Raw genomic sequence first — 23,182 nt, 5'->3', positions numbered from 1 at the left:
CCTGACTTTTGGAATTTCGTTTATTCACGAGTCTATGGCAAAAATGATGTTTAGTTTTGTCCCATGCTCAAAAAAGAGTGTGAGACACTATGATGCGCTCCCCGTCTAGTGGACACAGAAAACAGGGGAGCATATCATTCTTCTCTCACACTCTTTTTCTATTTTTCTAACAAATCAAGTATTTCTTGAGGAGAGTCAATAACTATGTCGACATTTTGAAAATTTTCAATATTTTGGACTCCCCATTTAGCTAAACCAAAAGTGACTCCACATGCTTTCGCACTTTGCATGTCATATAATGAATCACCAATATAAATCGTCTCTTCCTTTTTTACATGGAGCTCGTCAATCGCCTTTTGTATTGGATCTGGAAAAGGTTTATGCAAGTTAGTATCTGAAGCTGTAATTTGTATATCAAAATATTGATTTAAATCAAATCGGTCAAATTCATTCTTCATTTCTTCCTTTGTTTTAGATGTAACAATTCCTAGTTGAATCCCGTTTATGTGCAACTTTTGTAATACTTCTGCTACATGTGGAAAAACTTGGACATTCTCTGCTAATAAAAGAACATTTTTACCCCATTTTGATAAGAGAATATCCTCTTCTTCCTCAGTATTTACAAACTTTTTAATCGCTTCTCTTCCAGGAATACCTAAAATATAATGTAATTCTTGAATTGGGAGTTCTTTCTCTAATTCTTCACGCAAAGTTTTTTGTAGAGAATGTGTCATAACATATTCTGTATCAATTATCGTTCCATCAACATCAAATAATATCGTTTTAATCATAGCGTTTCTCCTTTGTGTAGATTATTTTATCTTTTCCTATTCTAACGGCTAAGTCTTCAGGAATTATTTTATCCGTTATCAAGTAGTCGATTTCTTCAAAACTGTAGACAAGGTAATTATGAGATAAATTGATTTTTGTATGATCGCATAGCAGCATGATTTTATTGCTTTTCTCTCGAATTGCTTGCTTCATTGCGATGTCTTCTTCATATGCATAATAGATTCCTTGATTATTTATACCTGCACAACTTAAGAAAGAAATATCAAACCGATACTTAGTTAATTCCCAGATTGGGTATCCACCAGTAACTGAACGGCTTTCTTTATTTAATGTCCCCCCAAGGATTGTAGTTGGGATTGAAGTAGTCTTTAAAAATTGATCAGCAATGTCAATCGAATTCGTTACAGCTTTTTTTATGTTTCTATTCGCTAAATACTGGGGCAAAAGAGAGATTGTGGTCGACACATCTAAATATACGCTTTGTTTTTCTACTAATAATTTACTTGCTTCTCGAGCAATTTCTTTTTTTACTTGAAGTTCTTGAGTTGTTCGTCCTAAATATCCATCTATTTTATTAAATGCATTTGCTAAACTAATACCTCCGTATGTTCTGATCACGAGATTGCTATCCGCTAGTTTTATTGTATCTCGCCTAGCCGTGTCTCTAGAAGCACCCGTAAGTCGCATCATCTCTTGTAAAGTCAACGACTGTTCTTTTACCAGTCTTTCCATTATTATCAGTAATCTTTTTTGTTGATTCATCGATAGAACTCTCCTTATGATAATAAGTGATTTTAAGTACATTATAATAATAGCTTAAATAAGCTTAAATGTACAATAGGATATCATACTCATACATCGCACGTTTCTGTACACTCATAATTTAATTTCTGAAATAGCCCCAACTGTTTGTCGATTAAACAGAAATTATATAGCATAGCTTTGTTACTTTGAGAAGTGTAGTTAGTTAGCTGACTCTGCTAGTTTTTTAGCACAAAAAAAGACAGTCTATATTTATTGTCAACTGTCTTTAAAACATGTAGTATTTAGTTATATAACTTAACCTATTTCCATAAACAAGACAGGATATGGATTCCCCTGTTCATCCATCTCTGACCTCTCACGAACTTTAAATCCCATATGTTCATAAAATCCTTTTGCCTGTGGATTTTGCTCATTGACAACGAGTTCTTTTATACCATATTTTATAATTCCACGTTCCAGTAGCTTTCTTCCTAAACCTCTGCCACGCTCTTCAGGAGCAATAAACAGCATTTCTAATTTTCCTTCATCAATCCCCATAAAAGCGACTGGCCTTCCGTTTGTATCCGTTTCAACAAGCAAGTGCGACACGGCTACTAGAGCAGTTGGCACAAATTTTTTTATCTCTTCTATTTCCTTTCCGGATAAGAACAGATGAGTTTCTCTTACTGACCTTTCCCATACGTCAAGCAACTGCTCAATAAGCAAAGGAGTTCTGTCTTTGATTTCAATTTCTTTCATACTCATTTCTTTCATACTCATTTCTTTCATACTCATTTCTTTCCTACACATATCCTTTCTGTGGAACTGGCGCAGTTTATATCACGCCTTTGATGATTATATAAATGATTCTCATACCTTATGAAAGCTACTAGCTATTTTGTTTATGCAGATACACTTGATTTGTTCTATGTTTTTAGTATAAAATCAGTTATTTTCATTCTAAAAACCATGACTAGCAGACAAATAGCCATTAGGACACTTTCGTATTCGATAATTGTTGCGCTACAACAGATACACCAATCAATGTATCGACAAAAATCACACTTTAGATAACACTTCGTCTAAGCTGTTTTCGTTTCATCACCTCACGACTTTTCATGACTTTTTATGTTTCCCGCTACTTCCAATATTATCATCTATAACGTAGAAAAGACAGACAAAAAACAGTTGGAACAACGGTTATTACAAGCTGTCATCCCAATTGTTTCTAATGATGTTTTTCCTGTTTGATTAGTTGTGTGAGGTGATGGATGAACCGTTGAGCGATTTTGCTTAATGGCCGTTTCACAGAGTAAATGATCACTAACTCATTTTCTTGACTATCCGCTAACGGGATCAAACGAAGGTATTCTTTCATCTCGCCGATTACGATTCCAGATCCAGAAGCATAAGCATAAGCATCTGTTTCCAGAACGATGTTCATCAATGTACCACGATCACTCGTATAGATCACCGTTTCTTGGTCAGGAATCTCGATTAAATCCTCATAAAAGTAAGGAAAATTACTGCCATCTTGAGTAAATCTTACTTGGGTATAAGGAAATAGCTCCTCTTTGGCTATCTCCTTTTTTTGGCTCAGTGGATGTTCTTGACGTAAAAAGATATGTGTCTTGAAAGTCCCTAAAGCCTGTGTCACCAATTCTCCTTGTTCCAAGTATCTTTTGATCCCTGAACGATTGTGTTCATTCATATAAAGGATGCCAATTTCACTATGTTGCTCTTTGACTTCTTCTATCACTTTTGCAGTAGTCGTTTCAATGATCCGAAATTGTTTGATTTCTTGTTTGAATGAAGTAATCAGTTTTGCTGTCAAAGGGCCTAAAAAATCATAGTGTTGCGAAGCAATAGAAAAGCTGTCCCGCTTTTCGTTCGTCAGATAATAATCTTCTAATGATTCCAGTTGCACCAAGATACGTTCTGCTCGTTTTAAAAACTCTTGACCTTCTTCGGTTAAAAAGGCACCTCGATTGGTTCGAGTAAAAAGAGTAATCCCAAGCTCTGTCTCAAGTTCCTTGATGCCTGCCGATAAACTAGGTTGTGCAACATATAATTTCTTAGACGCCTCTCTAAAACTTCCGTTATTTGCCACAGCAACCACATATTTCAATTGTTGGAAATTCACTGATTTTCCTCCGCATAATAGTTTATTTTTCGATTCTTTAGCGGTTGGATTGGCCGATTATTCGGTTGTGCATATTGTCCCTTAAATGGAATTAAAAAGTCTTTATTCAATTTTTGGATCTGGTCCATTACAAACCACTGTATAGGACCGCTAGTCGGTGGTGTGGTTAACGAGCCGACATAATGATAATGGCTCTTTTTCTCTGGGAATAAGACGATTGGGTTCGTCCAATGTTCGTGCTTCTCCACGTCCCAAGAATCACCATTTCCGCGATCATATAACCAACCTTCTCCAGTTGCTAAATGATACATGACTCCTACGACCAAATTTTCTTTTTTGGCATTCATATGCACAAAGTGGAACTCAATATCTTCCTGTTTTCCATTGATTAAATGCTCAGAAGGCATATGGAAATGGATATCGGTCAAATAAAACTTTTGACCCTTAAATTCAACGTAGCTAAGTTGATCATAAGGAACTAAATGAATCGTATTTTTAAATTCCTTGTCCGTGAATCGTTGCCTTTCATAATGGAAAGATAATGTTTCACTTGACTCATCTGTTTCCTCACATGTAGTTAATTGAATAGGTGATTGCAAAGAAAAAGCTGCTCCTTTGGCAAACCAATCACATAACTCAGCCCAGTGTTCAGGTCCTCTATCTCCCGAGTAGCCCCATTCAACATCCATATTTTTCTCCAAATCCATACCTCCAGAGCTTTCTTTTTCATTTTATTTGTTGGTTTTCTTGACAATAGTCGAAACTGTTGCTAAAAAATCTTCTTTTCCATAGAATTCTTGGTTCAGTAATTCTGGGAAGATCTCATTGAAGAAATACTGAACAGATGGACGATGATCAAATGACTTGATCGTCGTGACTGCTTCGATAAACATTTCTTTATAGACCTTTTCCGGATTGTTTTTGATGATTTCTTCAAAAGATTCATACAATAAATCGACTTTATCAGAGATTGCTAATAACTCTCCCTCAACCGTGTCATCTTTTCCTTCAAAAAGACGTTTACGATACGTTTCCTGAAATTCTTCTGGAATTTCCTGATTAATAAACTCGTCCGTCATTTTCTCTTCTACCGTTTGCAACATCCCCCGCAACTCTTTACTTGCATATTTTACTGGAGTTTTGATGTCACCAATGAAGCGCTCGGTATAATCATGGTTCAGTGCCTTTTCATAGAGTAGTTTCCAGTCGATCTTTTGACCATTTACTTCTTCGATATCCCCTAAAACTTGAGCAATCGAAGCCACTCGATACGAGTGTGCCGCTACCGTATGCTCGGTGAATTTAAAGAAACCAGGAGCCCGAGTAATTTTTTCTAAATTGTTCAATCCTAAAATAAATTCATTCAATCCCATAAATAGACCTCCTTTAATGGAATACTTTTTCCGATAATCCTACCATTAAATAACTAAAATTTGCAAATAACACGTTTTATTTCCATTGATTTTTTATAATTTTAACAAAATCATTCCCGATTTATATAAAAAAATAGAAACCAGAAGAAAGCATTCTAGTCTCTACCAATCGTATATCGTATTTTCAAATAACACTACCAAAAAACAGTTGATGACTTGGAAGCATTCAAAACAACATAGCTCTAAAACAATTCCACAGAATTAGCTCGCCTCGCTGACGTTTTGGAAGCATTCAAAATAACATAGCTCTAAAACCTCGTAGAAAAAATTTTTTCTACGTGATTTATCACCGAGCTACTCGTCCATAGCAAAACTTTCGTCTTGAATACTTCTTTATTTGTTGTTTATTTAACACTAGTATACCATTTTATTTCTGATGCTAAAATATTTTTTACAGATGTTAAGCAATCAGTTTTTCTTCCAGTTTTCAGGATCTTGTTTCCATTCCTTCAATAGGTTTAGTTCTGTTTCATCAATGTATTTTTCTTCTAGTGCTGCTTCGATCAACACGGAATAATTCGTAAGGGTCAATAATGGCATTTCCACATTAGTAAAGTTTGCTTTTCCTTTTGGTAATTCATACGTGAAGATAGCAGCTACACCTAAGACATTCGCCCCTTCATGTTTAGCAGCTTCTGCTGCTTCTAGTACACTTCCGCCAGTTGAAATCAGATCTTCGATCACAACCATTTTTTGTCCTTCAAAAATACGTCCTTCGATTTGGTTTCCTTTACCATGATCTTTCGCTTTACTTCTGATATAAACCATCGGCAAATCTAAAATTTCAGCTACCCATGCCGCATGTGGGATGCCTGCAGTCGCTGTTCCTGCAATGACTTCAACATCTGGATATGCTTCTTTGATTTTGTCTGCTAACCCTTGTGCAATTTCTTTTCTGACTTTTGGATAGCTCATCGTGATCCGATTGTCACAGTAAATTGGACTTTTGATGCCGCTTGCCCAAGTAAAAGGTTCACTAGGGCTCAAAAAAACAGCTTCGATTTCTAATAGATCTTTTGCGATCGTGGTTTCAATTGTCTTCATATTAATGGCTCCATTCTTCTTTAATTGATTGATACGCTTGATATGGAACTTGCGCCAATGTGATCGGACGACCAACGACAATGAACGTAGAACCGATTTCATGTGCTTTAGCCGGTGTCACAATTCTTGTTTGATCTCCTGCAACTGTTCCTTCTGGACGTATCCCAGGGGTTAGACAGATAAATGATGGGTCAGTTTTTTCTTTGATGGATCTCACTTCCCATGCGGATGAAACTACTCCGTCAAGACCAGCTTGTTTGGCACATTGGGCATAATGGATGACACTTTCCTCAAGAGGAACATCGATCAATTGGTCATGGTGCATTTCTTCTTCACTTGTTGAAGTTAATTGTGTGATTGCCAACAACAGCGGGCGTTTTTTGTCTTCTGGCGTACCTGCTTCTAATCCTCTTAGAGCAGCCTCCATCATTCGGATACCACCAGCTGCATGGACACAAGTCACGTCCACACCTAATTTAGCTAGGCCTGTCATGGCTTTTTCAACAGTATTCGGAATATCATGGAGTTTCAAGTCTAAAAAGACATCGTGTCCGGCGTCTTTTAACCAACGAACAATGATTGGTCCTTCTTGGTAGAATAATTCCATGCCGATTTTTACAAATAATTTCTCATCTTCTGGGAATAATTGCAGAAACTCTTCTACTTCTTGCCAAGTTGAAAAGTCTAACGCGATAATTGGTCGTTGATTCATTGATTTCGTTCCTCTCTTACTTCCTTGATTAATTGCTCTAATGATTCGATACCAAGTTCTGCCATTCGGACTGGCAACCCTTCGATCAGTTTAGGACAGATGTAGGGATCGGTAAAGTTAGCCGTTCCAACAGCAACAGCACTTGCGCCTGCCATGAACATCTCTAACACATCGTCAACAGTTTGGACGCCACCCATTCCAATAATCGGTAGTTTTGAAACGGACGCCACCTGATCGATCAAGCGAATGGCCACAGGTTTGATTGCTGGACCTGACAGTCCCCCACTTTGATTTGCTAAAATTGGTTTTCTAGTTTTTAGATCGATCCGCATGCCAAGTAGTGTATTGATCATGGTGAAACCATCGGCTCCGCCACTTTCGATTGCTTGAGCGATGGGCACGATGTCTGTCACATTAGGCGAAAGTTTCACGTACACTGGAACTTTTGCTACTTTTTTGACCGCTTGTGTCAATTGAAAAGCAACTTCTGGGTCGGTACCAAAAGCGATACCTCCATGTTTGACATTCGGACAGGAAATATTCAATTCAATAGCTTTCACATTCGGTGCTTCACCGATTTTTGCACAAACTTCTACATAATCTTCTTCACATGCCCCTGCGACATTCGCAATGATCGGCAATTCCTGGTAGTGAGCTAATTCAGGTAATAATTCTTTCATCACAACATCTAGTCCAGGATTTTGTAAGCCGATCGCGTTCAGCATACCAGAAGGTGATTCTGCTACTCTCGGAGTAGGATTGCCAAATCTTGCCTTAGGTGTCGTTGCTTTGACCATGATCGATCCTAGTTGATTCAAATCATAATATTTTCCATATTCTTTTCCGAAACCAAAGCATCCACTGGCTGGCATGATCGGATTTTTCAAATCTAACCCTGGAAGTTTTACTGCTAAAGGATTTCCACTCATAAAATGACCTCCCCAACTTTGAAGATAGGTCCTTCATCACAGACCTTCACACTTTTCGTTCCTGTCTCATCATCTGGCTTATGGCACACACATGCGTAGCAAGCACCGACACCGCAAGCCATCCTAGATTCTAATGAAAGCTGGACATTGGGATGGTCTGAATAAAGTTGTTCGACGGTCTTCAATAGTCCATTTGCGCCACAAGCAAACACTGCTTTAGGCATTTTGCTTGTACTCAACAATAAATTTCCGACATTGCCGTGGATTCCGTAGGTACCATCATCTGTTGCAATGCGAGTCTCTCCTAATTCATTGAATTCTTCTTCATAATATAATACGTCTTTTGAGGCGAATCCTAGAAAATGAATTGGAATGATCCCTTTTTCTTTTAATTGCTTTGATAACTCATAGAGAGGAGGCACACCAATCCCACCGCCAACGATGAAGACTTCATCTTCTGGTTCTAATCCTGACAAGTCAAATCCATTGCCTAAAGGACCTAACACATCGAGTGTATCGCCCATTTTCAATTCTGAGAAGATTTTTGTCCCTTCTCCTTCGATTCGATAGATAATCCGACAAGTTTTATTTTCATGATCAATCTGGTTGATGCTGATTGGTCGCCTTAGTAGCAAATCAGCACGAGGCACTCGAATATGCAGAAACTGCCCTGGAAAATTCATTTCATTGACTAATTCTCCTTTTAGCGTGAGTTCATAAATGCGTGGTGCCAGTTGTCTTTGATTGATAACCTTCATTAATTCTTGTTTCATATCTACTCTCCTCATTTGAGACATTCAAGTGTGTGTCCTACCTAAGTATCAACTAAGAAGGGACTCTTCCCAATTGATACTTTTATACATGACTATTCACATTTTCATTATCTCGTTTCTTTTTAGATCGCTTTTGTTGAAAATGCTCGTGATTCCATTACTCGAATGATTGCATCTGCAGTATCTAATGAAGTAAATAACGGAGTTCCATGTTCAACAGCCTCTCGGCGAATGATAAAACCATCTTTCGAAGCATTTCCTCTGTCTTTGTCAATGGTATTGACCACGACCTGCGCTTTTCCTTCACGGATCAAATCAACGACATTTTTTTCATGGATATGCTCAGATATTTTGGCAACTTTCGTAACGATCAATCCATGTGATTCGAAAAAGGCAGCTGTATTTTTCGTTGCTAACAAGCTGTAGCCGATTTCTGAAAAGCGCTTGGCTAATTCTAGTGCTTCTTCTTTGGTTTCGTCCGCAATCGTGAACAAAACGGAGCCATAATCTGGTAACCGAAGTCCCGATGCCTCAAAAGCTTTGTACAATGCCTTATCGAGATTTTGGTCTGATCCCATGACTTCCCCAGTCGATTTCATTTCAGGCCCTAAATACGTATCTACTTTATGAAGTTTAGTGAATGAAAAGACTGGTGCTTTTACGTGGACATTCTCAGTTTCAGGATACAAGCCAGTCTCAAAGCCTAAGTCTTTTAGTTTCTGCCCTAAGATTGCTTTTGTTGCGATCTGTGCCATCGAAATACCTGTAACTTTACTTAAAAATGGTACAGTACGACTTGCACGAGGATTCACTTCGATCACATAGACTTTATTATCATGGATGACAAATTGGATGTTCATCATACCAATGCAGTTCAACCCCCGTGCTAGGCGGATCGTGTAGTCTTCGATCGTCTTCTGGATTTCAGCGGATAGTGCTTGTGGCGGATAAACAGCCATCGAGTCACCTGAATGGACACCTGCACGTTCGATATGTTCCATGATTCCTGGGATCAGTACTGTTTCTCCATCACAAATGGCATCTACTTCACATTCACTACCAAGCAAATAACGATCGATCAGTACAGGATGTTCTGGGGAAGTTTTGACTGCATGTTCCATGTAGTCTTCAAGATCGTGTTGATTCTCAACGATTTCCATTGCACGTCCGCCTAAAACATAGCTTGGTCTGACTAATACTGGGTAACCGATAGTTGAAGCAATTGCAACAGCTTCTGCTTTACTTGTCGCTGTATCTCCTAACGGTTGTGGAACATCCAGTTGCTTCAATGCCTGTTCGAAAAGATCACGGTTTTCTGCACGATCCAAATCTTCGATCGTTGTTCCTAAAATTTTCACACCAGCTTTAACAAGCGGCTCTGCTAAGTTGATCGCAGTCTGACCACCGAATTGGACGATCACACCCATCGGCTGTTCAAGATCAATAACGTTCATGACGTCTTCAAAAGTCAATGGTTCAAAGTACAATTTGTCAGAGATAGAAAAATCAGTCGATACGGTCTCTGGATTACTGTTCATGATGATTGCTTCATATCCAGCTTGTTGGATTGCTTTGACAGAATGGACAGTTGCATAATCAAACTCCACTCCTTGGCCAATTCTGATTGGTCCTGATCCTAAAACTAGGACTGATTCTTTCTCTGAGCGGATACTCTCGTTTTCATATTCATATGTGCTATAGAAATAAGGCGTTTGTGACTCAAATTCAGCGGCACAAGTATCTACCATTTTATAAACGGGTAGGATATTTTGCTCAGTTCGCATTTGTCTGATCTCTTTTGCGGTAGTTTTCCACAAATTCGCGATCTTTTGATCCGTAAATCCATTTTGTTTCACAAACGTTAGTAGCTCATGATCATTCGGTTGTGCTGCTAGTTGGTTTTCTAATTCAACGATATGAAGGAGTTTATCTAAAAAGAATAAATCGATTTTTGTTAATTCCGCAATTTCTTCGATCGGGAAACCTCGACGAATTGCTTCTGCTACGTAGAAGAGGCGATCATCTTGCGCTCTGACCATTTTTTTGATCAATAGATCATCTTCGACATCCTTTAACTCTGGCAATTCAATATGATAAGTCCCGATTTCTAGAGAACGAACAGCTTTCAAAAGGGATTCCTCGATGTTTCTTCCGATTGCCATTACTTCACCAGTTGCCTTCATCTGGGTCCCTAGCACTCGTTCACCATTTTCAAACTTATCGAAAGGCCAACGTGGGATTTTTGCTACAACATAGTCAAGTGCAGGTTCAAATTCAGCATAGGTCGTACCTGTTACCGGATTTTTCATCTCATCAAGCGTCAGCCCTAAAGCAATTTTTGCTGCCAATTTTGCAATCGGATAGCCGGTTGCTTTACTTGCTAATGCAGAAGACCGTGAAACACGAGGATTCACTTCAATCACATAGTAGTTGAAGCTGTTTGGATCTAAAGCTAACTGCACATTACAGCCACCTTCGATTTTCAACGCTCGAATGATTGAAAGCGAAGCATCACGCAACATTTGATATTCATGATCAGATAATGTTTGGCTTGGTGCAAAAACGATCGAATCGCCTGTATGGATACCAACAGGATCAAAGTTCTCCATATTACAAACAACGATTGCATTATCAGCTGAATCTCGCATTACTTCATACTCGATTTCTTTGAATCCAGCGATACTCCGTTCGATCAAACATTGTGTCACAGGGGACAAACTAAGGCCGTTTTCAGCGATTACACGTAGCTCTTCTTCATTTTCGCACATGCCACCGCCCGTTCCACCTAATGTGAAGGCAGGTCGGACGATGATTGGGTAGCCGATTTTATTTGCAAAATCAACAGCTTCTTCTACTGTTGTCACGATTTCAGATTCGGGGATTGGTTGATTCAATTCTTCCATCAACTGCTTGAATAGGTCGCGATCTTCCGCCTGATCGATTGCAGATAATTTTGTACCTAAAAGTTCAATATCTAACTCATCTAAAATACCAGATTCAGCTAATTCCATTGCCATATTCAAGCCTGTTTGGCCTCCTAATGTTGGCAACAATGCATCGGGGCGTTCTTTTCTTAAAATTCTCGACACGAATTCTAAAGTGATTGGTTCGATATACACTTGATCAGCAATTTCTTTATCTGTCATGATCGTCGCTGGATTAGAGTTGACCAAGACGACTTCATACCCTTCTTCTTTCAAGGCTAGACAAGCTTGCGTTCCTGCATAATCAAACTCAGCGGCTTGTCCGATGATGATTGGTCCAGAACCGATCACCATGATTTTTTTGATATCTGTCCGTTTTGGCATTCTTATTTCTCCCTTCCTGCATCCATCATTTCCATGAATTCGTCGAATAAATGTAAAGCATCATGTGGCCCAGGTGCAGCATCTGGATGGAACTGAACACTGAATGCTGGATAATTTCGGTGTCTGATTCCTTCTACTGTTCCGTCATTCACTTCAACATGGGTCACCATCAATCGTTTTGGGTCCACCGTTTTCTCATCCACTGCATATCCGTGATTCTGTGAGGTAAAATCAATCCGTCCAGTAGCGATTTCTCGCACTGGATGGTTCAATCCGCGATGACCAAACTTCATTTTATACGTGTCTGCTCCATTTGCTAATGCAAAAAGTTGATGCCCAAGACAGATGCCAAAAATCGGGATTTTCCCTTGGATACCTCGAATCATCTCGATTGCTTCTGGTACGTCTTTAGGATCGCCAGGACCATTCGTCAGCATGACTCCATCAGGCGCTAAGGATAAAATCGTTTTTGCATCCGTATTATAAGGAAGGACAGTCAAATTACAGTTACGTTTACTTAGTTCTCTTAAAATGCTGTGTTTCAAACCAAAATCGATCACCACGACATTTCGTCCTGTTCCAGGACTTGGGTAAGGTTTATTCGTTGATACTTGTTGCACTTGATTGGTAGCAAGCACAGTTGCCTTCAATTGATCAAACGCATGCTCAAATGAATCACCTGCATCAACGATACTTGCTTTCATCGTTCCCACTTCACGGATTTTTCTCGTCAGCGCTCTCGTATCGATCCCAGAAATCCCCGGGATACCTTTACGTTTCAGAAATTCATCTAGCGTCATTTGACTGCGCCAGTTTGAAGCAACTCGTGCATGTTCTTTCACTACTACACCTTTACAAGTTGGAGATATAGATTCGTAATCATCGCGATTGACGCCATAATTTCCCACCATCGGGTAAGTAAAAGTGATGATTTGTCCATTGAAACTTTGGTCAGTGATCGTTTCTTGATAGCCTGTCATGCTAGTCGTAAAAACGATCTCGCCAAAGACATTGTTTTTTGCGCCAAATGCGTTTCCTTTAAATACCGTACCGTCTTCCAAAATCAGTAATCTTTCCATGCGGTTATTCCTCCTTTTGCCAAGCAATTTTTCCGTCAACAAACGTCAATAACGTTTCTCCTTTGACCTTCCACCCAACAAAAGGTGTGTTTTCCCCTTTGGAAAGGAAATCTTTTTTATCGATCTCGCTAAGGTGTTCGATAGCGAAAACGGCTAAATCAGCAGGCGCCCCGATCGTTAATGTGCCAGCATTCAATTGGAAGATCTCAGCTGGTTTCACAGCTAGCCAATTGATAACTTGTTCCAATGTGAAGCGTTTAGTTTCAACGAAATGTGTGTAAATCAATTGAAAAGCTGTTTCGCTTCCCACGATACCAAATGGTGATTCTAAGAAACTCTTACTTTTTTCTTCTAATCCATGTGGTGCATGGTCAGTGGCAATGCAATCGATCGTTCCATCGAGTAGCCCTTCGATCAAAGCTTCACGGTCTTCTTTTCCACGTAAAGGCGGGTTCATTTTCCAAAAGCCAAAATCTTCCGGTATATCTTCATCGATCAAGATCAAATGGTGCGGTGAAACTTCCGCAGTTACGTGAATTCCTGCTTTTTTGGCATCACGAATTACCCGCACACTTTCTTTTGTGGAGACGTGACAGACATGATAATGAACGCCAGTCGCTTCCGCCAATAAGAGATCGCGTGCGATTTGTGAAGATTCAGTTACGCTTAAAATACCCGGCAAGCCAAGTTCTTCTGCTTTTTTGCCTGCATGCATCACACCGCCAAACAATAATGATTCATCTTCGGTATGTGCGACTAATGCTTTCTTGTTTTTGGCTGCTTCTTTCATTGCAAGATACATCGTTCCTGCTGTCTGGACACCCACTCCATCATTCGTAAAAGCAAACGCCCCTTCAGCAATCAGTGCTTCTTGATCTACTAATACTTCACTGCGAAGGTTTTCGGTGATGGGTGCATATTGTAACACTTTCACCACCGCATTTTGTTTGATCAGATCATAGACATTTTTTAATTTTTCTGCTGTATCAGGTACTGGATTCAGATTAGGCATTGCACATACAGTCGTGAAACCGCCTCTAGCAGCTGCTTTCGAACCGGCTTCGATCGTCTCCTTGTATGTAAATCCCGGTTCTCTCAAGTGGACATGGACGTCTACTAAACCAGGGGTGATCAATTGCCCTTTTGCATCATACACTTCATCAAATTCAGTCTCGGAAAAACCAGTTCCTATCGCTTTGATTTTTCCATCTTCGATCCAAATTTCTGCAGGTGTTGTTTCGTTGTTTCTAGTATTGATTTGACCGTTTTTAATGAGTGTTTTCATGTTTTCTTCCTCCTAGCTTTACGCTTTTCCGTTTAATACCGCTTCTAAAATCGCCATTCTGACAAACACACCGTTACTCATTTGCTGAACGATGCGCGATTGTAACCCTTCAACTAGTGAATCTGCCAATTCCACATCCCGGTTGACTGGCGCCGGGTGCATGATAATTGCATGTTTTTGTAATTTTTTTGCTCGTTCAATCGTCAATCCGTATTCCTGATGGTAAGCTTCCTTCGAGAAGCTTTCTTTTCCATCATGACGTTCATGCTGAACGCGGAGCATCATCATTACATCAACTGTATCTAATAATTCATCTAGTGGAACGTAATGCCCGTAAACTTCAAATTCTTCATCGTACCATTCTCTAGGGCCTGAGAAAAAGACTTGAGCACCTAGTCGTTTAAGCATCTGCATATTTGATTTCGCTACACGAGAGTGGGTGATATCCCCTACGATCGCTACTTTCAATCCATCGAAATGGCCAAATTCTTCATAAATCGTCATCAAATCAAGAAGGCATTGTGTCGGATGCTGACCACTTCCGTCGCCGCCATTTATAATCGAGCATTGGATCGTTTTGCTTTGGATCAGTTCGTCATAATAATTTTCATCTCCATGTCGGATGACTGCAACATCGACCCCTAAAGCTGACATCGTCAACACTGTGTCGTACAAGGTTTCACCTTTTTGTACAGAACTCGTGCTTGCTTCAAACTCGATGACCTCTAGACCCAATTTCTTTTCTGCAACATCAAAACTCTTGTGGGTTCTCGTACTATTCTCAAAAAATAGGTTCGTTGCAAAATATTGTGATTTTTGCGGCGTCCAGTTTGCTCCTTGTTTAAATTCTTGCCCACGACGGATCAATCCCATTACTTCCTGGTCCGTTAAAGCTTCCACTGTCAATAGATGTTTTAAACTAATGCGTTCTGATTTGATGATCACGATGATTCCTCCTTAGTTTTCTTCGCTACGTGAAGTTTCTGGTAAGATAAGATTTAAGATGATACCAAGTACAGTTGCTAAAGCCATTGCTGATAAAGTGAACGTGCCAACCTCGAAGACCAAGCCTCCGATACCGACAACTAAGATCACTGAGGCAATCAATAGATTTTTCTTTTTGTCAAAATCAACTTTATTTTCAATCAAGATCTTCATCCCGCTTGCAGCAATGACACCGAACAAGATGAAGCTGATTCCTGAGATAACTGGTCCAGGGATACTTAGGATCAAAGCACTTAGTTTCCCAACAAACCCTAAGATAACTGCGAAGACTGCAGCACCGCCGATTACAAAGACGCTGTGTACACGAGTGATTGCCAAGACACCGATATTTTCACCGTAACTTGTTACTGGAGGTCCACCGACAAATGCAGCAACGATCTGTGCCAGACCATCTCCCATTAATGTTTTGTGTAAACCTGGATCTTCGAAAAAGTTCCGTTTTGTTAGTTTGTTCAAGACCATCAAGTGACCGATATGCTCTGTCATCGTGACAAATGCGATAGGTGCCATCGTTGTGATTGCTCCTAGATAAAGTTTCGGTTCATATTGGACAAATGGTATTTCGAAGTTCGGTAAAGCAAACCATGCAGCATCAACGATTGGTTTCGTGTCAACAATACCGAATAATAAAGCAACGATATATCCACAAATGATTCCTAATAAGATCGGGATAAGTCCCAGAAAACCTTTTAACCACATATTGAAGAAAATCGTTAGTGCCAATGTGATCAATGCGACCGCGATATATTTAAAATCGTATTTTTCTTGATTGTACATTGCGTTCGTTGCCGCATTAGCCGCAAGACCTAATCCAATAACCATGATAACTGGGCCAACTACGATAGGTGGCAGAATTTTATCCAACCAAGACGAGCCAATTTTTTTAATGATAAAAGCGACGATCAGATAAACAAGTCCTGTAGTAACCGCCCCTTGAGCAATCGCCGGATACCCATCGGTTTTCATCAAAAGCTGCATCGCTGCGATGAAGGCAAAGCTACTTCCCAAGTAAGCTGGGATTTTTCCTTTTGTTGTCACAAGGTAAACCAATGTTCCTAATCCTGAACTCACCAAGGCGATCCCTGGGTCGATACCAACTAAGATCGGTACAAGCACAGTTGCTCCAAACATGGTGAAAAGATGCTGTAAACTTAATCCTACCCATTGGCCTACTGTTGGGCGGTCGTGGATATCTAATACTACATTATCGTTATGAAATTCTTTTTTCTCTGACATACTGTTCTCCCCTATTCTACCTCTTTCAAGATCATGATTCGATCTTGACCATCTAGCTCTTGCATCTCCACAAGAATTTCTTCGACTTTAGATGTAGGAATGTTTTTCCCCACGTAATCGGCACGGATCGGTAATTCTCTGTGTCCTCGGTCAACAAGAACCGCCAGAGAGATCTTTCTTGGACGTCCGAAGTCCATCACTGCATCCATCGCTGCTCGGATCGTTCGTCCTGTGTATAAAACGTCATCAATCAAAATGACTTCTTTTCCTTCTAATGAAACAGGGATATCAGAAGAGTGTAGTTCTGGTTCATCTGGTGTTTCTTTTTTATCATCGCGATAAAGTGTGATGTCCAATTCTCCCACTGGTACCTCGATACCTTCCAATTGTTTCAAGCGTTCAGCGATCCTTGAAGCGATGTATATTCCTCTCGTTTTGATGCCGACAAGAACGACATCGTCGATACTGTGGTTTCTTTCAATAATTTCATAAGTGATTCGTGTCAGTGCACGTTTCATCGTTACTTGATCAACAACTTCTTTTGCTTGCATGTGGTCCCCTCCATTTTTTACACAAAAAAACTCCTGCCCTAAGAGGACAGGAGGAATGTTTTAGACTGAGCGTATACTTTGGATACACTGATAGTTATACTCTGCTAGAGAGCAACGTTCGATATGGCGCACCATATGTCGCTTTGCTCACACCCTTCTTAGCCTCACGGGACTAAACTTAAAGGAAATCATATTTAGTTTTTTTATGCTTTCATTGTTAAATACTATACCGTTAACTTATTTAAAAAGCAATATCTTTTCTCAATTTTTCTAAAGTTTTTTCAAAAACTTCTGGAAGCGGTGCTTCAAATACCATCTGTTGTCCAGTGACGGGATGTTTAAATCCTAATAATCTCGCATGAAGGAATTGTCCATGTCCCTTTAATGTCTTCTTCGGTCCGTAAGTCGGGTCACCTGCTAAAGGATAGCCGATATATTTCATGTGTACACGGATTTGATGTGTGCGACCGGTTTCTAATTGTAACTCTACCAAGGTATAATCGGCAAAGCGTTCCAATACTTGGAAATGTGTCACTGCTGGTTTTCCATCTTCACGGATTGCTTGCATCTTTCGATCGACTTTTGAACGTCCGATCGGAGCATTGATCGTTCCTTTTTCATGTGGGATCACACCATGGACAAGTGCCACATACTTTCTCAAGGAAGTCTTGTCTTTCAACTGTTTGGCTAAAGATTCATGGGCTTGATCATTTTTAGCGACCATCAATAAACCTGAAGTATCTTTGTCGATTCGATGGACGATCCCTGGACGGATCACGCCATTGATCGATGAAAGATCTTTGACATGATACATCAGCGCATTCACCATCGTTCCATGTGTATGCCCAGCAGATGGATGAACGACCATACCTTGTGGCTTGTTGACCACTGCGACAGCTTCATCTTCATAGACGATCTCCAACGGAATATCCTCCGCAATGATATCTAGAGTTTCTGGCTCTGGGATCAGTACCACTATTTCATCAGCTAGTTTTACTTTATAGTTTGCTTTCACTGGTTGCCCATTGACGGACACTGCTCCTTCTTTCAACCAGAGCTGTATTTGAGAACGGCTATGGTCAGAGAACAATCCTGTGAGTACTTTATCGATCCGGCCAGTTTCCTGGTGGATCGTTGCTTTTAATTCGGTCATTTTTTCTTTTGGTCCTTTTCATCTAAAATAGTATAAATCAAAATACAGATCACTCCACAAACAAGTGTCACATCTGCTACGTTAAAAATAGGGAAGTTTATAAAATCAGTCTGGAACATGTCTACAACATATCCTAGCCGCATACGGTCGATGAAATTGCCGATCGCCCCTGCTAAAATCAAACTTAATCCGATCATAAACCAACGATTGCCAGTTTTACGGTTTTTGACCATCAATGTGATGACTACAACTACCGCAATGATCGTTATCAAAGCGAAAAACCACATTTTGCCTTCTAACAAACTCCATGCGGCTCCTGTATTACGAATATGGTTCAATGATAAAATATTAGGAATCAACGATCTTGTCTCTCCCAATGCTAAATCATGGACGATCCACCATTTCACCCACTGATCAAGTCCGATCAACAAGCCACTGATAATAAAATAAATAGCTAACAAAAAATCAATCCTTTTCTACTTGATGATAAATATCTCTTGGTCTGATGATCCCTAATAAATTGCCATTAGGATTACCATCTTTGGTAATCAATATTGCTTCCAATGTGCCTTGCTCACGAAACATCTCTTCGACTTCAAAAATATAAGTACTCGCTGAGACAAAGCGATAATTCGTATACTTACCATCTTTAAAAATCAAGTCGGCAGCTTTTTTCCGTGTAAGATCGATCGTTCCTTTTTGACTTTCTTTCGCTAGCCAAAAACCGATCACCCGTAAAGTGATCAACGCTTCAAATCTCCCTTTATTATAAAGAGGAAATTGGGAATAACGTTTTCTCGCAATCGTTCCTAGCAACTCTGACAACGGGAGATCCCGTTCGAAACCAGTCACATGTTTTGAAAATCGAGGCAATACGGTCTCTGGTTGGAGCAACTCTCCTTCGATCTGCTGTATCTTATTGACTGCCCAGTCATTAGGCTCAGCAATCACAAAATCTACTGCGATACGATCGTGAACGATGGCGTTCCTTAACTGTGCCAGTTGTAGCAAATCTTCTTCGTATTTCTTGATCACCACATTCTTTCTCTGCGCCAATCTTCGTACCAACTCAGTGAACCCCATATTCCGAGTATTACCCATTGCATCTCTCATCCATTTTTCGATGCGATTGAAACTACTTAAAAAAATGTCAGAGTTTGCCATTTCATTCCTCCTTGATTATATACGCTTGGTTTTTGATATAAAAAAAGAAAGCCAGCATGACTAAGATCACTACTAAACTGTAACCGAACTGTTGCACGTACACAGCACTTAACCCACTAGCTAAAAATAAAAAGGGGTAGGATTGTAGTAATAAGAGATTCATCTTTACCACATAGCTAGCAGCCGAATGTGTAATCGTATAAATAGGACTTTTTAACCCAAAAAAAGTGATTTGCATCGTAAATGGTGCTGTTACGTTGAGAGTGATCGACTGATTATTACTGATACTTTTCGTCTTTTTGCCATTGATCCACAAAACAAGCGGGCTGCCCATTCCATAAAAACCAGTTTTTCTCGTCAGTTTGATCTCCATCATGCACCCTCCTATTCTGTTTTAGTATACCTTAAAATACACCAACAAGAAAGAGTCAGGCAGTTGCCCACTGAATTTTTTCCTTGATCCCATTGCAAGCAAAGGATTGGAAAGTCACAGAACTTACCGATTATTTACTCCACTTCTTCATTCACAGTTATCTACTCATAATAAACAAGCCAAATGATCTCGAAAATACTATCTTTCGGATCATTTGGCTTGTTATTCGTATGGTTCTCTTTGAACATAAATGTTTAGAAATTGCTCTGCTCATAGAGGATGGGCGACTTCTGCCTAAATTACGTTAAAATAATCCAATGACTTCGCCATCATTTGTAACATCCATGTTCAAAGCTGCTGGTTTTTTCGGAAGCCCTGGCATCGTCATAACATCGCCAGTTAGTGCGACAATAAATCCAGCCCCTAGTTTCGGAACAAATTCGCGGATCGTCAGTGTAAATTCTTCTGGCGCACCCAACAAAGTAGGATCATCAGAAAACGAATATTGTGTTTTTGCCATACAGATCGGCAATTTATCCCAGCCATTTTTAGCAAACTCTGCAATTTGTTTTTCTGCTTTATTGCTGAGAGTGACCCCTTTACCACCGTAGATTTTCTTGACGATAGCAGCTGTTTTCTCTGCAATCGTGTCTTCTACGTGATATAGCGGGCGGTAATGGGCGGGTTGACTATCGATCAAGCGCACCACTGCTTTAGCAAGTTCGATACCCCCATCTGCTCCATTTTCCCAGACACTTGTCCGTTTTGCTAGCACATCTTGATCTTCACATAGCTCTTCTAATAGTGCCAGTTCAACTTCTGTGTCTGAAACAAACTCATTGATGGCTACGATAACAGGAATACCATAGCTTTCCATATTACGGATATGGCGTTTTAGATTACTAAAACCTGATTTCAAGGCTGGAAGATCTTCTGTCTTTAGTTGATCTTTTTGTAACCCACCATGCATTTTCAATGCACGGACAGTTGCTACGATCACGATTGCATCGGGTGCTTTTTTCAAGTTGGGAACCTTGATATCTAAAAATTTCTCGCCACCTAGATCTGCACCAAATCCGGCTTCTGTGACTACATAGTCCCCTAATTTAAGTGCAGTATGTGTCGCTAAAATACTGTTGCAGCCATGGGCAATATTCGCAAATGGACCACCATGTATGAACGCAGGTGTGCCATAGATCGTTTGTACTAAATTCGGCTTGATTGCATCCTTCAATAAAAGTGCAAGTGCCCCTTCTGCTTTTAGATCCCCTGCAGTCACTGGCTGACGATCGAATGTATAACCAACCACGATTCGAGCCAGACGCATTTTTAGATCATCGATATCAGTAGCTAAACAGAGGATAGCCATGATTTCACTAGCCACAGTGATATCAAATCCATCTTCTCTAGGCACACCTTGAATCGGACCGCCTAGACCAACAATGACTTTTCGCAATTCACGATCGTTCAAATCAACGACCCGTTTCCAGATAACTCTTCGTGCGTCGATATTCAACTCATTTCCTTGATGGATGTGATTATCCAAAATTGCAGATAACGCATTATTTGCCGAAGTAATCGCATGCATATCTCCAGTAAAGTGCAAATTGATATCTTCCATCGGTAACACTTGTGCATAGCCGCCACCAGCTGCGCCTCCTTTGATTCCCATGACTGGGCCTAAAGATGGTTCTCGTAGCGCGATAACTGTTTTTTTATCGATTTTATTCAATGCATCACCTAGGCCAACTGTCACTGTCGACTTTCCTTCACCAGCAGGCGTTGGGTTGATCGAAGTAACTAAAATCAGCTGTCCGTCTGATTTCTGTTTTAGATCATTGATCGTGGAAAAATTGATTTTTGCTTTATACTTTCCGTATAATTCTAGATCATCCTCATGGATACCAATTGTTTTTGCAACTTCAATAATCGGCTTTAATGTTGTTTCTTGCGAAATTTGTAAATCACTCTTCATCAAAACACTCCTTTTTACGAACTATATTTCCAAAAAATAGATCATTTGTTAAGATAATAGTAATTATACCTGTTTTTAATTTAAAAAAAAATAGCTTTTTTAATTTATTTGACGTACCTATAAATACTCTTTATAATATAGTTTATGATCAGACTTTAGAAAGGTCGTGAGTGCTTTGACCACAGGAATCGTGAAATGGTTTGACAATAAAAAAGGATATGGATTTATCAGTTATGATGAGACAGAAGAAATATTCGTCCATTTTACTGCAATCGAAGAAGAAGGTTTCAAATCACTTGAGGAAAATCAACCTGTTGAATTTGAAGTGATTGAAGGAAATCGTGGTACACAAGCGGCCCATGTAAAGAAACAAGTAATTGATAACTGAAGATACTGAAACGGCTATGTATAAACATAGCCGTTTTTTTAGTCTTTATTCAAGCTCGCAGCTGTTTTGGTTTATCCAAGTAGTCAAATCTTTTGAACAGCTGAAAGATCCCTGTTTTTATCAGTTATTTCTCCGAACTAAATCCTCTTGTTGCCGCTTTATTTTCTAGTTGCTCTTGTTGTTCATTGTCTTTAAAAAATGACACAAATGAAGCCTGAGCTTTTTTTTGCATTAGATAAAAGGAAGGTTCTGTCTTTCCTACATACTTGATTTTAACTCCTCGCTTTTCTGGAATGACCTTGTCGATTTCTTGTACGGTGATCACACGATCTTTCCAAAATGCAGCATATCTGATCTTTATCGAATGAGAGTTCAAAACAAACGCACGTCTTAGACCAAGAAATAGGAAAATTAAAAATAGCCCCAAGACTAAATTACTTTTCCAATACGGTCTAGTATTCTCAAGAGATAAGATCAAACTGAAAAATAAAATAATCAAGGTCAATGACCAATAAATGATCGTCTGCGCCCATTCAGGCTGCCAGCGAATTATTTTTTTCATCCTTCAACCTCGCATCAATTAGTAATGGTATAATTATACCATAACACTATTTTTATAAAAAGGAGTGTGTTTCCCTTATGATAAAAGTATATATGGATGCTTCGACAAAAGGCAACCCCGGTCCTAGTGGCGGTGGGATACTGATTGTCCAAGAAAACCGACAAGAACAGCTTAAGGTCCCTCTTTCAGAAGGCTCAAACCATCAAGCTGAGTTTGAAGTCTTTTTAAAAACTTTAACAATTCTAAAGGAAAAAGGTCTTACAAAAGAAACCATCTTGTGTTATTCAGACAGTAAAGTGTTAGTTTCAACGATCGATAAAGATCATACATCCAATCAAAATTTTATCTCGTACTTCCAAGCCATCCAGACACTTCTCTTGGAATTCACATTATTGATACTTCAGTGGATACCTGAAAGTAAAAATAAAGGAGCCGACCATTTAGCCCGACAAGCCTTACAAGCACTGCTGGATAAAGAGTAAGAATGTTCCTTCTCTCATTTTTGAACATTCAGCGCAAAATTAAAGAGTCTT

The 23,182-nt window shown here is 39.6% G+C and carries 24 protein-coding genes; 2 read left to right on the top strand and 22 right to left on the bottom strand.

Features of this window, described 5'->3' with window-relative positions; genetic code table 11:
* Positions 1-158: 158 nt before the first annotated feature.
* The 21 genes from IGI47_RS07665 to IGI47_RS07565 form a co-directional block, all read right to left on the bottom strand.
* Complete coding sequence (locus IGI47_RS07665) at positions 159-791, bottom strand: HAD family hydrolase (RefSeq protein ID WP_311929983.1); 633 nt, start codon at positions 789-791, stop codon at positions 159-161.
* Positions 784-1,554: a DeoR/GlpR family DNA-binding transcription regulator gene (locus IGI47_RS07660; protein WP_438783836.1), complete on the bottom strand. Its 771-nt coding sequence runs from the start codon at positions 1,552-1,554 to the stop codon at positions 784-786. Before IGI47_RS07660 ends, IGI47_RS07665 begins: the two co-directional genes overlap by 8 nt.
* Before the next feature lie 297 nt (positions 1,555-1,851).
* Positions 1,852-2,295 carry a GNAT family N-acetyltransferase gene (locus IGI47_RS07655; protein WP_311929981.1) on the bottom strand — a complete coding sequence of 148 codons (444 nt, stop codon included), beginning with the start codon at positions 2,293-2,295 and terminating at the stop codon, positions 1,852-1,854.
* Between the two features lie 469 nt (positions 2,296-2,764).
* On the bottom strand, positions 2,765-3,679 hold the full coding sequence (locus tag IGI47_RS07650; RefSeq protein WP_438783835.1) for a LysR family transcriptional regulator: 915 nt from the start codon (positions 3,677-3,679) through the stop codon (positions 2,765-2,767).
* Positions 3,676-4,380 (bottom strand): carbonic anhydrase family protein, encoded by a 705-nt coding sequence (locus IGI47_RS07645; protein WP_438783834.1) that lies wholly within the window; start codon positions 4,378-4,380, stop codon positions 3,676-3,678. The genes IGI47_RS07650 and IGI47_RS07645 overlap by 4 nt, the downstream gene beginning before the upstream one ends.
* Positions 4,381-4,410: 30 nt before the next feature.
* On the bottom strand, positions 4,411-5,052 hold the full coding sequence (locus IGI47_RS07640; RefSeq protein WP_081133533.1) for a YfbR-like 5'-deoxynucleotidase: 642 nt from the start codon (positions 5,050-5,052) through the stop codon (positions 4,411-4,413).
* A 468-nt stretch (positions 5,053-5,520) separates the two neighbouring features.
* Positions 5,521-6,156, bottom strand: coding sequence for an orotate phosphoribosyltransferase (gene pyrE, locus IGI47_RS07635; RefSeq protein ID WP_311929978.1), 636 nt, complete (start codon positions 6,154-6,156; stop codon positions 5,521-5,523).
* A 1-nt stretch (position 6,157) separates the two neighbouring features.
* Positions 6,158-6,868, bottom strand: a complete 711-nt coding sequence (gene pyrF / locus IGI47_RS07630) for an orotidine-5'-phosphate decarboxylase (protein ID WP_311929977.1) — start codon at positions 6,866-6,868, stop codon at positions 6,158-6,160.
* A complete protein-coding gene (locus IGI47_RS07625; RefSeq protein ID WP_438783833.1) occupies positions 6,865-7,797 on the bottom strand; it encodes a dihydroorotate dehydrogenase in 933 nt (310 codons plus the stop codon). The genes pyrF and IGI47_RS07625 overlap by 4 nt, the downstream gene beginning before the upstream one ends.
* Positions 7,794-8,570: a dihydroorotate dehydrogenase electron transfer subunit gene (locus IGI47_RS07620; protein ID WP_311929975.1), complete on the bottom strand. Its 777-nt coding sequence runs from the start codon at positions 8,568-8,570 to the stop codon at positions 7,794-7,796. The genes IGI47_RS07625 and IGI47_RS07620 overlap by 4 nt, the downstream gene beginning before the upstream one ends.
* A 122-nt stretch (positions 8,571-8,692) precedes the next feature.
* The gene (carB, locus tag IGI47_RS07615; protein ID WP_438783831.1) at positions 8,693-11,878 is read right to left on the bottom strand and encodes a carbamoyl-phosphate synthase large subunit; all 3,186 of its coding nucleotides are present in this window, start codon (positions 11,876-11,878) and stop codon (positions 8,693-8,695) included.
* 2 nt (positions 11,879-11,880) lie between these two features.
* The gene (locus tag IGI47_RS07610) at positions 11,881-12,957 is read right to left on the bottom strand and encodes a carbamoyl phosphate synthase small subunit (RefSeq protein WP_438783829.1); all 1,077 of its coding nucleotides are present in this window, start codon (positions 12,955-12,957) and stop codon (positions 11,881-11,883) included.
* A gap of 4 nt (positions 12,958-12,961) precedes the next feature.
* A complete protein-coding gene (locus tag IGI47_RS07605; RefSeq protein WP_311929972.1) occupies positions 12,962-14,242 on the bottom strand; it encodes a dihydroorotase in 1,281 nt (426 codons plus the stop codon).
* A gap of 18 nt (positions 14,243-14,260) precedes the next feature.
* A complete protein-coding gene (locus IGI47_RS07600) occupies positions 14,261-15,187 on the bottom strand; it encodes an aspartate carbamoyltransferase catalytic subunit (RefSeq protein ID WP_005879675.1) in 927 nt (308 codons plus the stop codon).
* Between the two features lie 12 nt (positions 15,188-15,199).
* Positions 15,200-16,483: a solute carrier family 23 protein gene (locus tag IGI47_RS07595; protein WP_438783827.1), complete on the bottom strand. Its 1,284-nt coding sequence runs from the start codon at positions 16,481-16,483 to the stop codon at positions 15,200-15,202.
* Positions 16,484-16,494: 11 nt separating this feature from the next.
* Positions 16,495-17,034, bottom strand: a complete 540-nt coding sequence (gene pyrR, locus IGI47_RS07590) for a bifunctional pyr operon transcriptional regulator/uracil phosphoribosyltransferase PyrR (protein WP_438783826.1) — start codon at positions 17,032-17,034, stop codon at positions 16,495-16,497.
* A 241-nt stretch (positions 17,035-17,275) separates the two neighbouring features.
* On the bottom strand, positions 17,276-18,187 hold the full coding sequence (locus IGI47_RS07585) for an RluA family pseudouridine synthase (RefSeq protein WP_311929970.1): 912 nt from the start codon (positions 18,185-18,187) through the stop codon (positions 17,276-17,278).
* Positions 18,184-18,648: a signal peptidase II gene (gene lspA / locus IGI47_RS07580; protein WP_005879682.1), complete on the bottom strand. Its 465-nt coding sequence runs from the start codon at positions 18,646-18,648 to the stop codon at positions 18,184-18,186. The genes IGI47_RS07585 and lspA overlap by 4 nt, the downstream gene beginning before the upstream one ends.
* 4 nt (positions 18,649-18,652) lie before the next feature.
* A complete protein-coding gene (locus IGI47_RS07575; protein WP_438783824.1) occupies positions 18,653-19,351 on the bottom strand; it encodes a CBS domain-containing protein in 699 nt (232 codons plus the stop codon).
* Position 19,352: 1 nt separating this feature from the next.
* The gene (locus tag IGI47_RS07570) at positions 19,353-19,724 is read right to left on the bottom strand and encodes a hypothetical protein (RefSeq protein WP_438783822.1); all 372 of its coding nucleotides are present in this window, start codon (positions 19,722-19,724) and stop codon (positions 19,353-19,355) included.
* A 304-nt stretch (positions 19,725-20,028) separates the two neighbouring features.
* A complete protein-coding gene (locus tag IGI47_RS07565; protein WP_438783821.1) occupies positions 20,029-21,699 on the bottom strand; it encodes a formate--tetrahydrofolate ligase in 1,671 nt (556 codons plus the stop codon).
* A 175-nt stretch (positions 21,700-21,874) separates the two neighbouring features.
* Between IGI47_RS07565 and IGI47_RS07560 the strand changes: the two genes are divergently transcribed.
* Positions 21,875-22,087: a cold-shock protein gene (locus IGI47_RS07560; RefSeq protein ID WP_005879125.1), complete on the top strand. Its 213-nt coding sequence runs from the start codon at positions 21,875-21,877 to the stop codon at positions 22,085-22,087.
* Positions 22,088-22,211: 124 nt separating this feature from the next.
* Here IGI47_RS07560 and IGI47_RS07555 read toward each other — a convergent pair whose 3' ends face one another.
* Positions 22,212-22,649, bottom strand: coding sequence for an EbsA family protein (locus tag IGI47_RS07555; protein WP_113845539.1), 438 nt, complete (start codon positions 22,647-22,649; stop codon positions 22,212-22,214).
* A 77-nt stretch (positions 22,650-22,726) separates the two neighbouring features.
* Here IGI47_RS07555 and IGI47_RS07550 point away from each other — a divergent pair, with 77 nt between their 5' ends.
* Positions 22,727-23,131 carry a ribonuclease HI family protein gene (locus IGI47_RS07550; RefSeq protein ID WP_311929966.1) on the top strand — a complete coding sequence of 135 codons (405 nt, stop codon included), beginning with the start codon at positions 22,727-22,729 and terminating at the stop codon, positions 23,129-23,131.
* The last annotated feature ends 51 nt before the right edge of the window (positions 23,132-23,182 follow it).

The sequence above is a fragment of the Enterococcus sp. AZ191 genome, from assembly GCF_051713845.1.
Lineage (GTDB): Bacteria > Bacillota > Bacilli > Lactobacillales > Enterococcaceae > Enterococcus_B > Enterococcus_B durans.
This window is presented reverse-complemented; position numbering and strand designations above follow the sequence as displayed.

What these genes read in the sequence shown, in the direction of transcription:
- IGI47_RS07555 (WP_113845539.1), bottom strand. Translation starts at nt 22,649, where the DNA reads ATGAAAAAAATAATTCGCTGGCAGCCTGAATGGGCGCAGACGATCATT.
- IGI47_RS07570 (WP_438783822.1), bottom strand. Translation starts at nt 19,724, where the DNA reads ATGGAGATCAAACTGACGAGAAAAACTGGTTTTTATGGAATGGGCAGC.
- IGI47_RS07620 (WP_311929975.1), bottom strand. Translation starts at nt 8,570, where the DNA reads ATGAAACAAGAATTAATGAAGGTTATCAATCAAAGACAACTGGCACCA.
- IGI47_RS07640 (WP_081133533.1), bottom strand. Translation starts at nt 5,052, where the DNA reads ATGGGATTGAATGAATTTATTTTAGGATTGAACAATTTAGAAAAAATT.
- IGI47_RS07575 (WP_438783824.1), bottom strand. Translation starts at nt 19,351, where the DNA reads ATGGCAAACTCTGACATTTTTTTAAGTAGTTTCAATCGCATCGAAAAA.
- IGI47_RS07550 (WP_311929966.1), top strand. Translation starts at nt 22,727, where the DNA reads ATGATAAAAGTATATATGGATGCTTCGACAAAAGGCAACCCCGGTCCT.
- IGI47_RS07595 (WP_438783827.1), bottom strand. Translation starts at nt 16,483, where the DNA reads ATGTCAGAGAAAAAAGAATTTCATAACGATAATGTAGTATTAGATATC.
- pyrF (WP_311929977.1), bottom strand. Translation starts at nt 6,868, where the DNA reads ATGAATCAACGACCAATTATCGCGTTAGACTTTTCAACTTGGCAAGAA.
- carB (WP_438783831.1), bottom strand. Translation starts at nt 11,878, where the DNA reads ATGCCAAAACGGACAGATATCAAAAAAATCATGGTGATCGGTTCTGGA.
- IGI47_RS07605 (WP_311929972.1), bottom strand. Translation starts at nt 14,242, where the DNA reads ATGAAAACACTCATTAAAAACGGTCAAATCAATACTAGAAACAACGAA.
- IGI47_RS07585 (WP_311929970.1), bottom strand. Translation starts at nt 18,187, where the DNA reads ATGACCGAATTAAAAGCAACGATCCACCAGGAAACTGGCCGGATCGAT.
- IGI47_RS07660 (WP_438783836.1), bottom strand. Translation starts at nt 1,554, where the DNA reads ATGAATCAACAAAAAAGATTACTGATAATAATGGAAAGACTGGTAAAA.
- IGI47_RS07655 (WP_311929981.1), bottom strand. Translation starts at nt 2,295, where the DNA reads ATGAAAGAAATTGAAATCAAAGACAGAACTCCTTTGCTTATTGAGCAG.
- pyrE (WP_311929978.1), bottom strand. Translation starts at nt 6,156, where the DNA reads ATGAAGACAATTGAAACCACGATCGCAAAAGATCTATTAGAAATCGAA.
- IGI47_RS07565 (WP_438783821.1), bottom strand. Translation starts at nt 21,699, where the DNA reads ATGAAGAGTGATTTACAAATTTCGCAAGAAACAACATTAAAGCCGATT.
- IGI47_RS07625 (WP_438783833.1), bottom strand. Translation starts at nt 7,797, where the DNA reads ATGAGTGGAAATCCTTTAGCAGTAAAACTTCCAGGGTTAGATTTGAAA.
- pyrR (WP_438783826.1), bottom strand. Translation starts at nt 17,034, where the DNA reads ATGCAAGCAAAAGAAGTTGTTGATCAAGTAACGATGAAACGTGCACTG.
- IGI47_RS07610 (WP_438783829.1), bottom strand. Translation starts at nt 12,957, where the DNA reads ATGGAAAGATTACTGATTTTGGAAGACGGTACGGTATTTAAAGGAAAC.
- IGI47_RS07665 (WP_311929983.1), bottom strand. Translation starts at nt 791, where the DNA reads ATGATTAAAACGATATTATTTGATGTTGATGGAACGATAATTGATACA.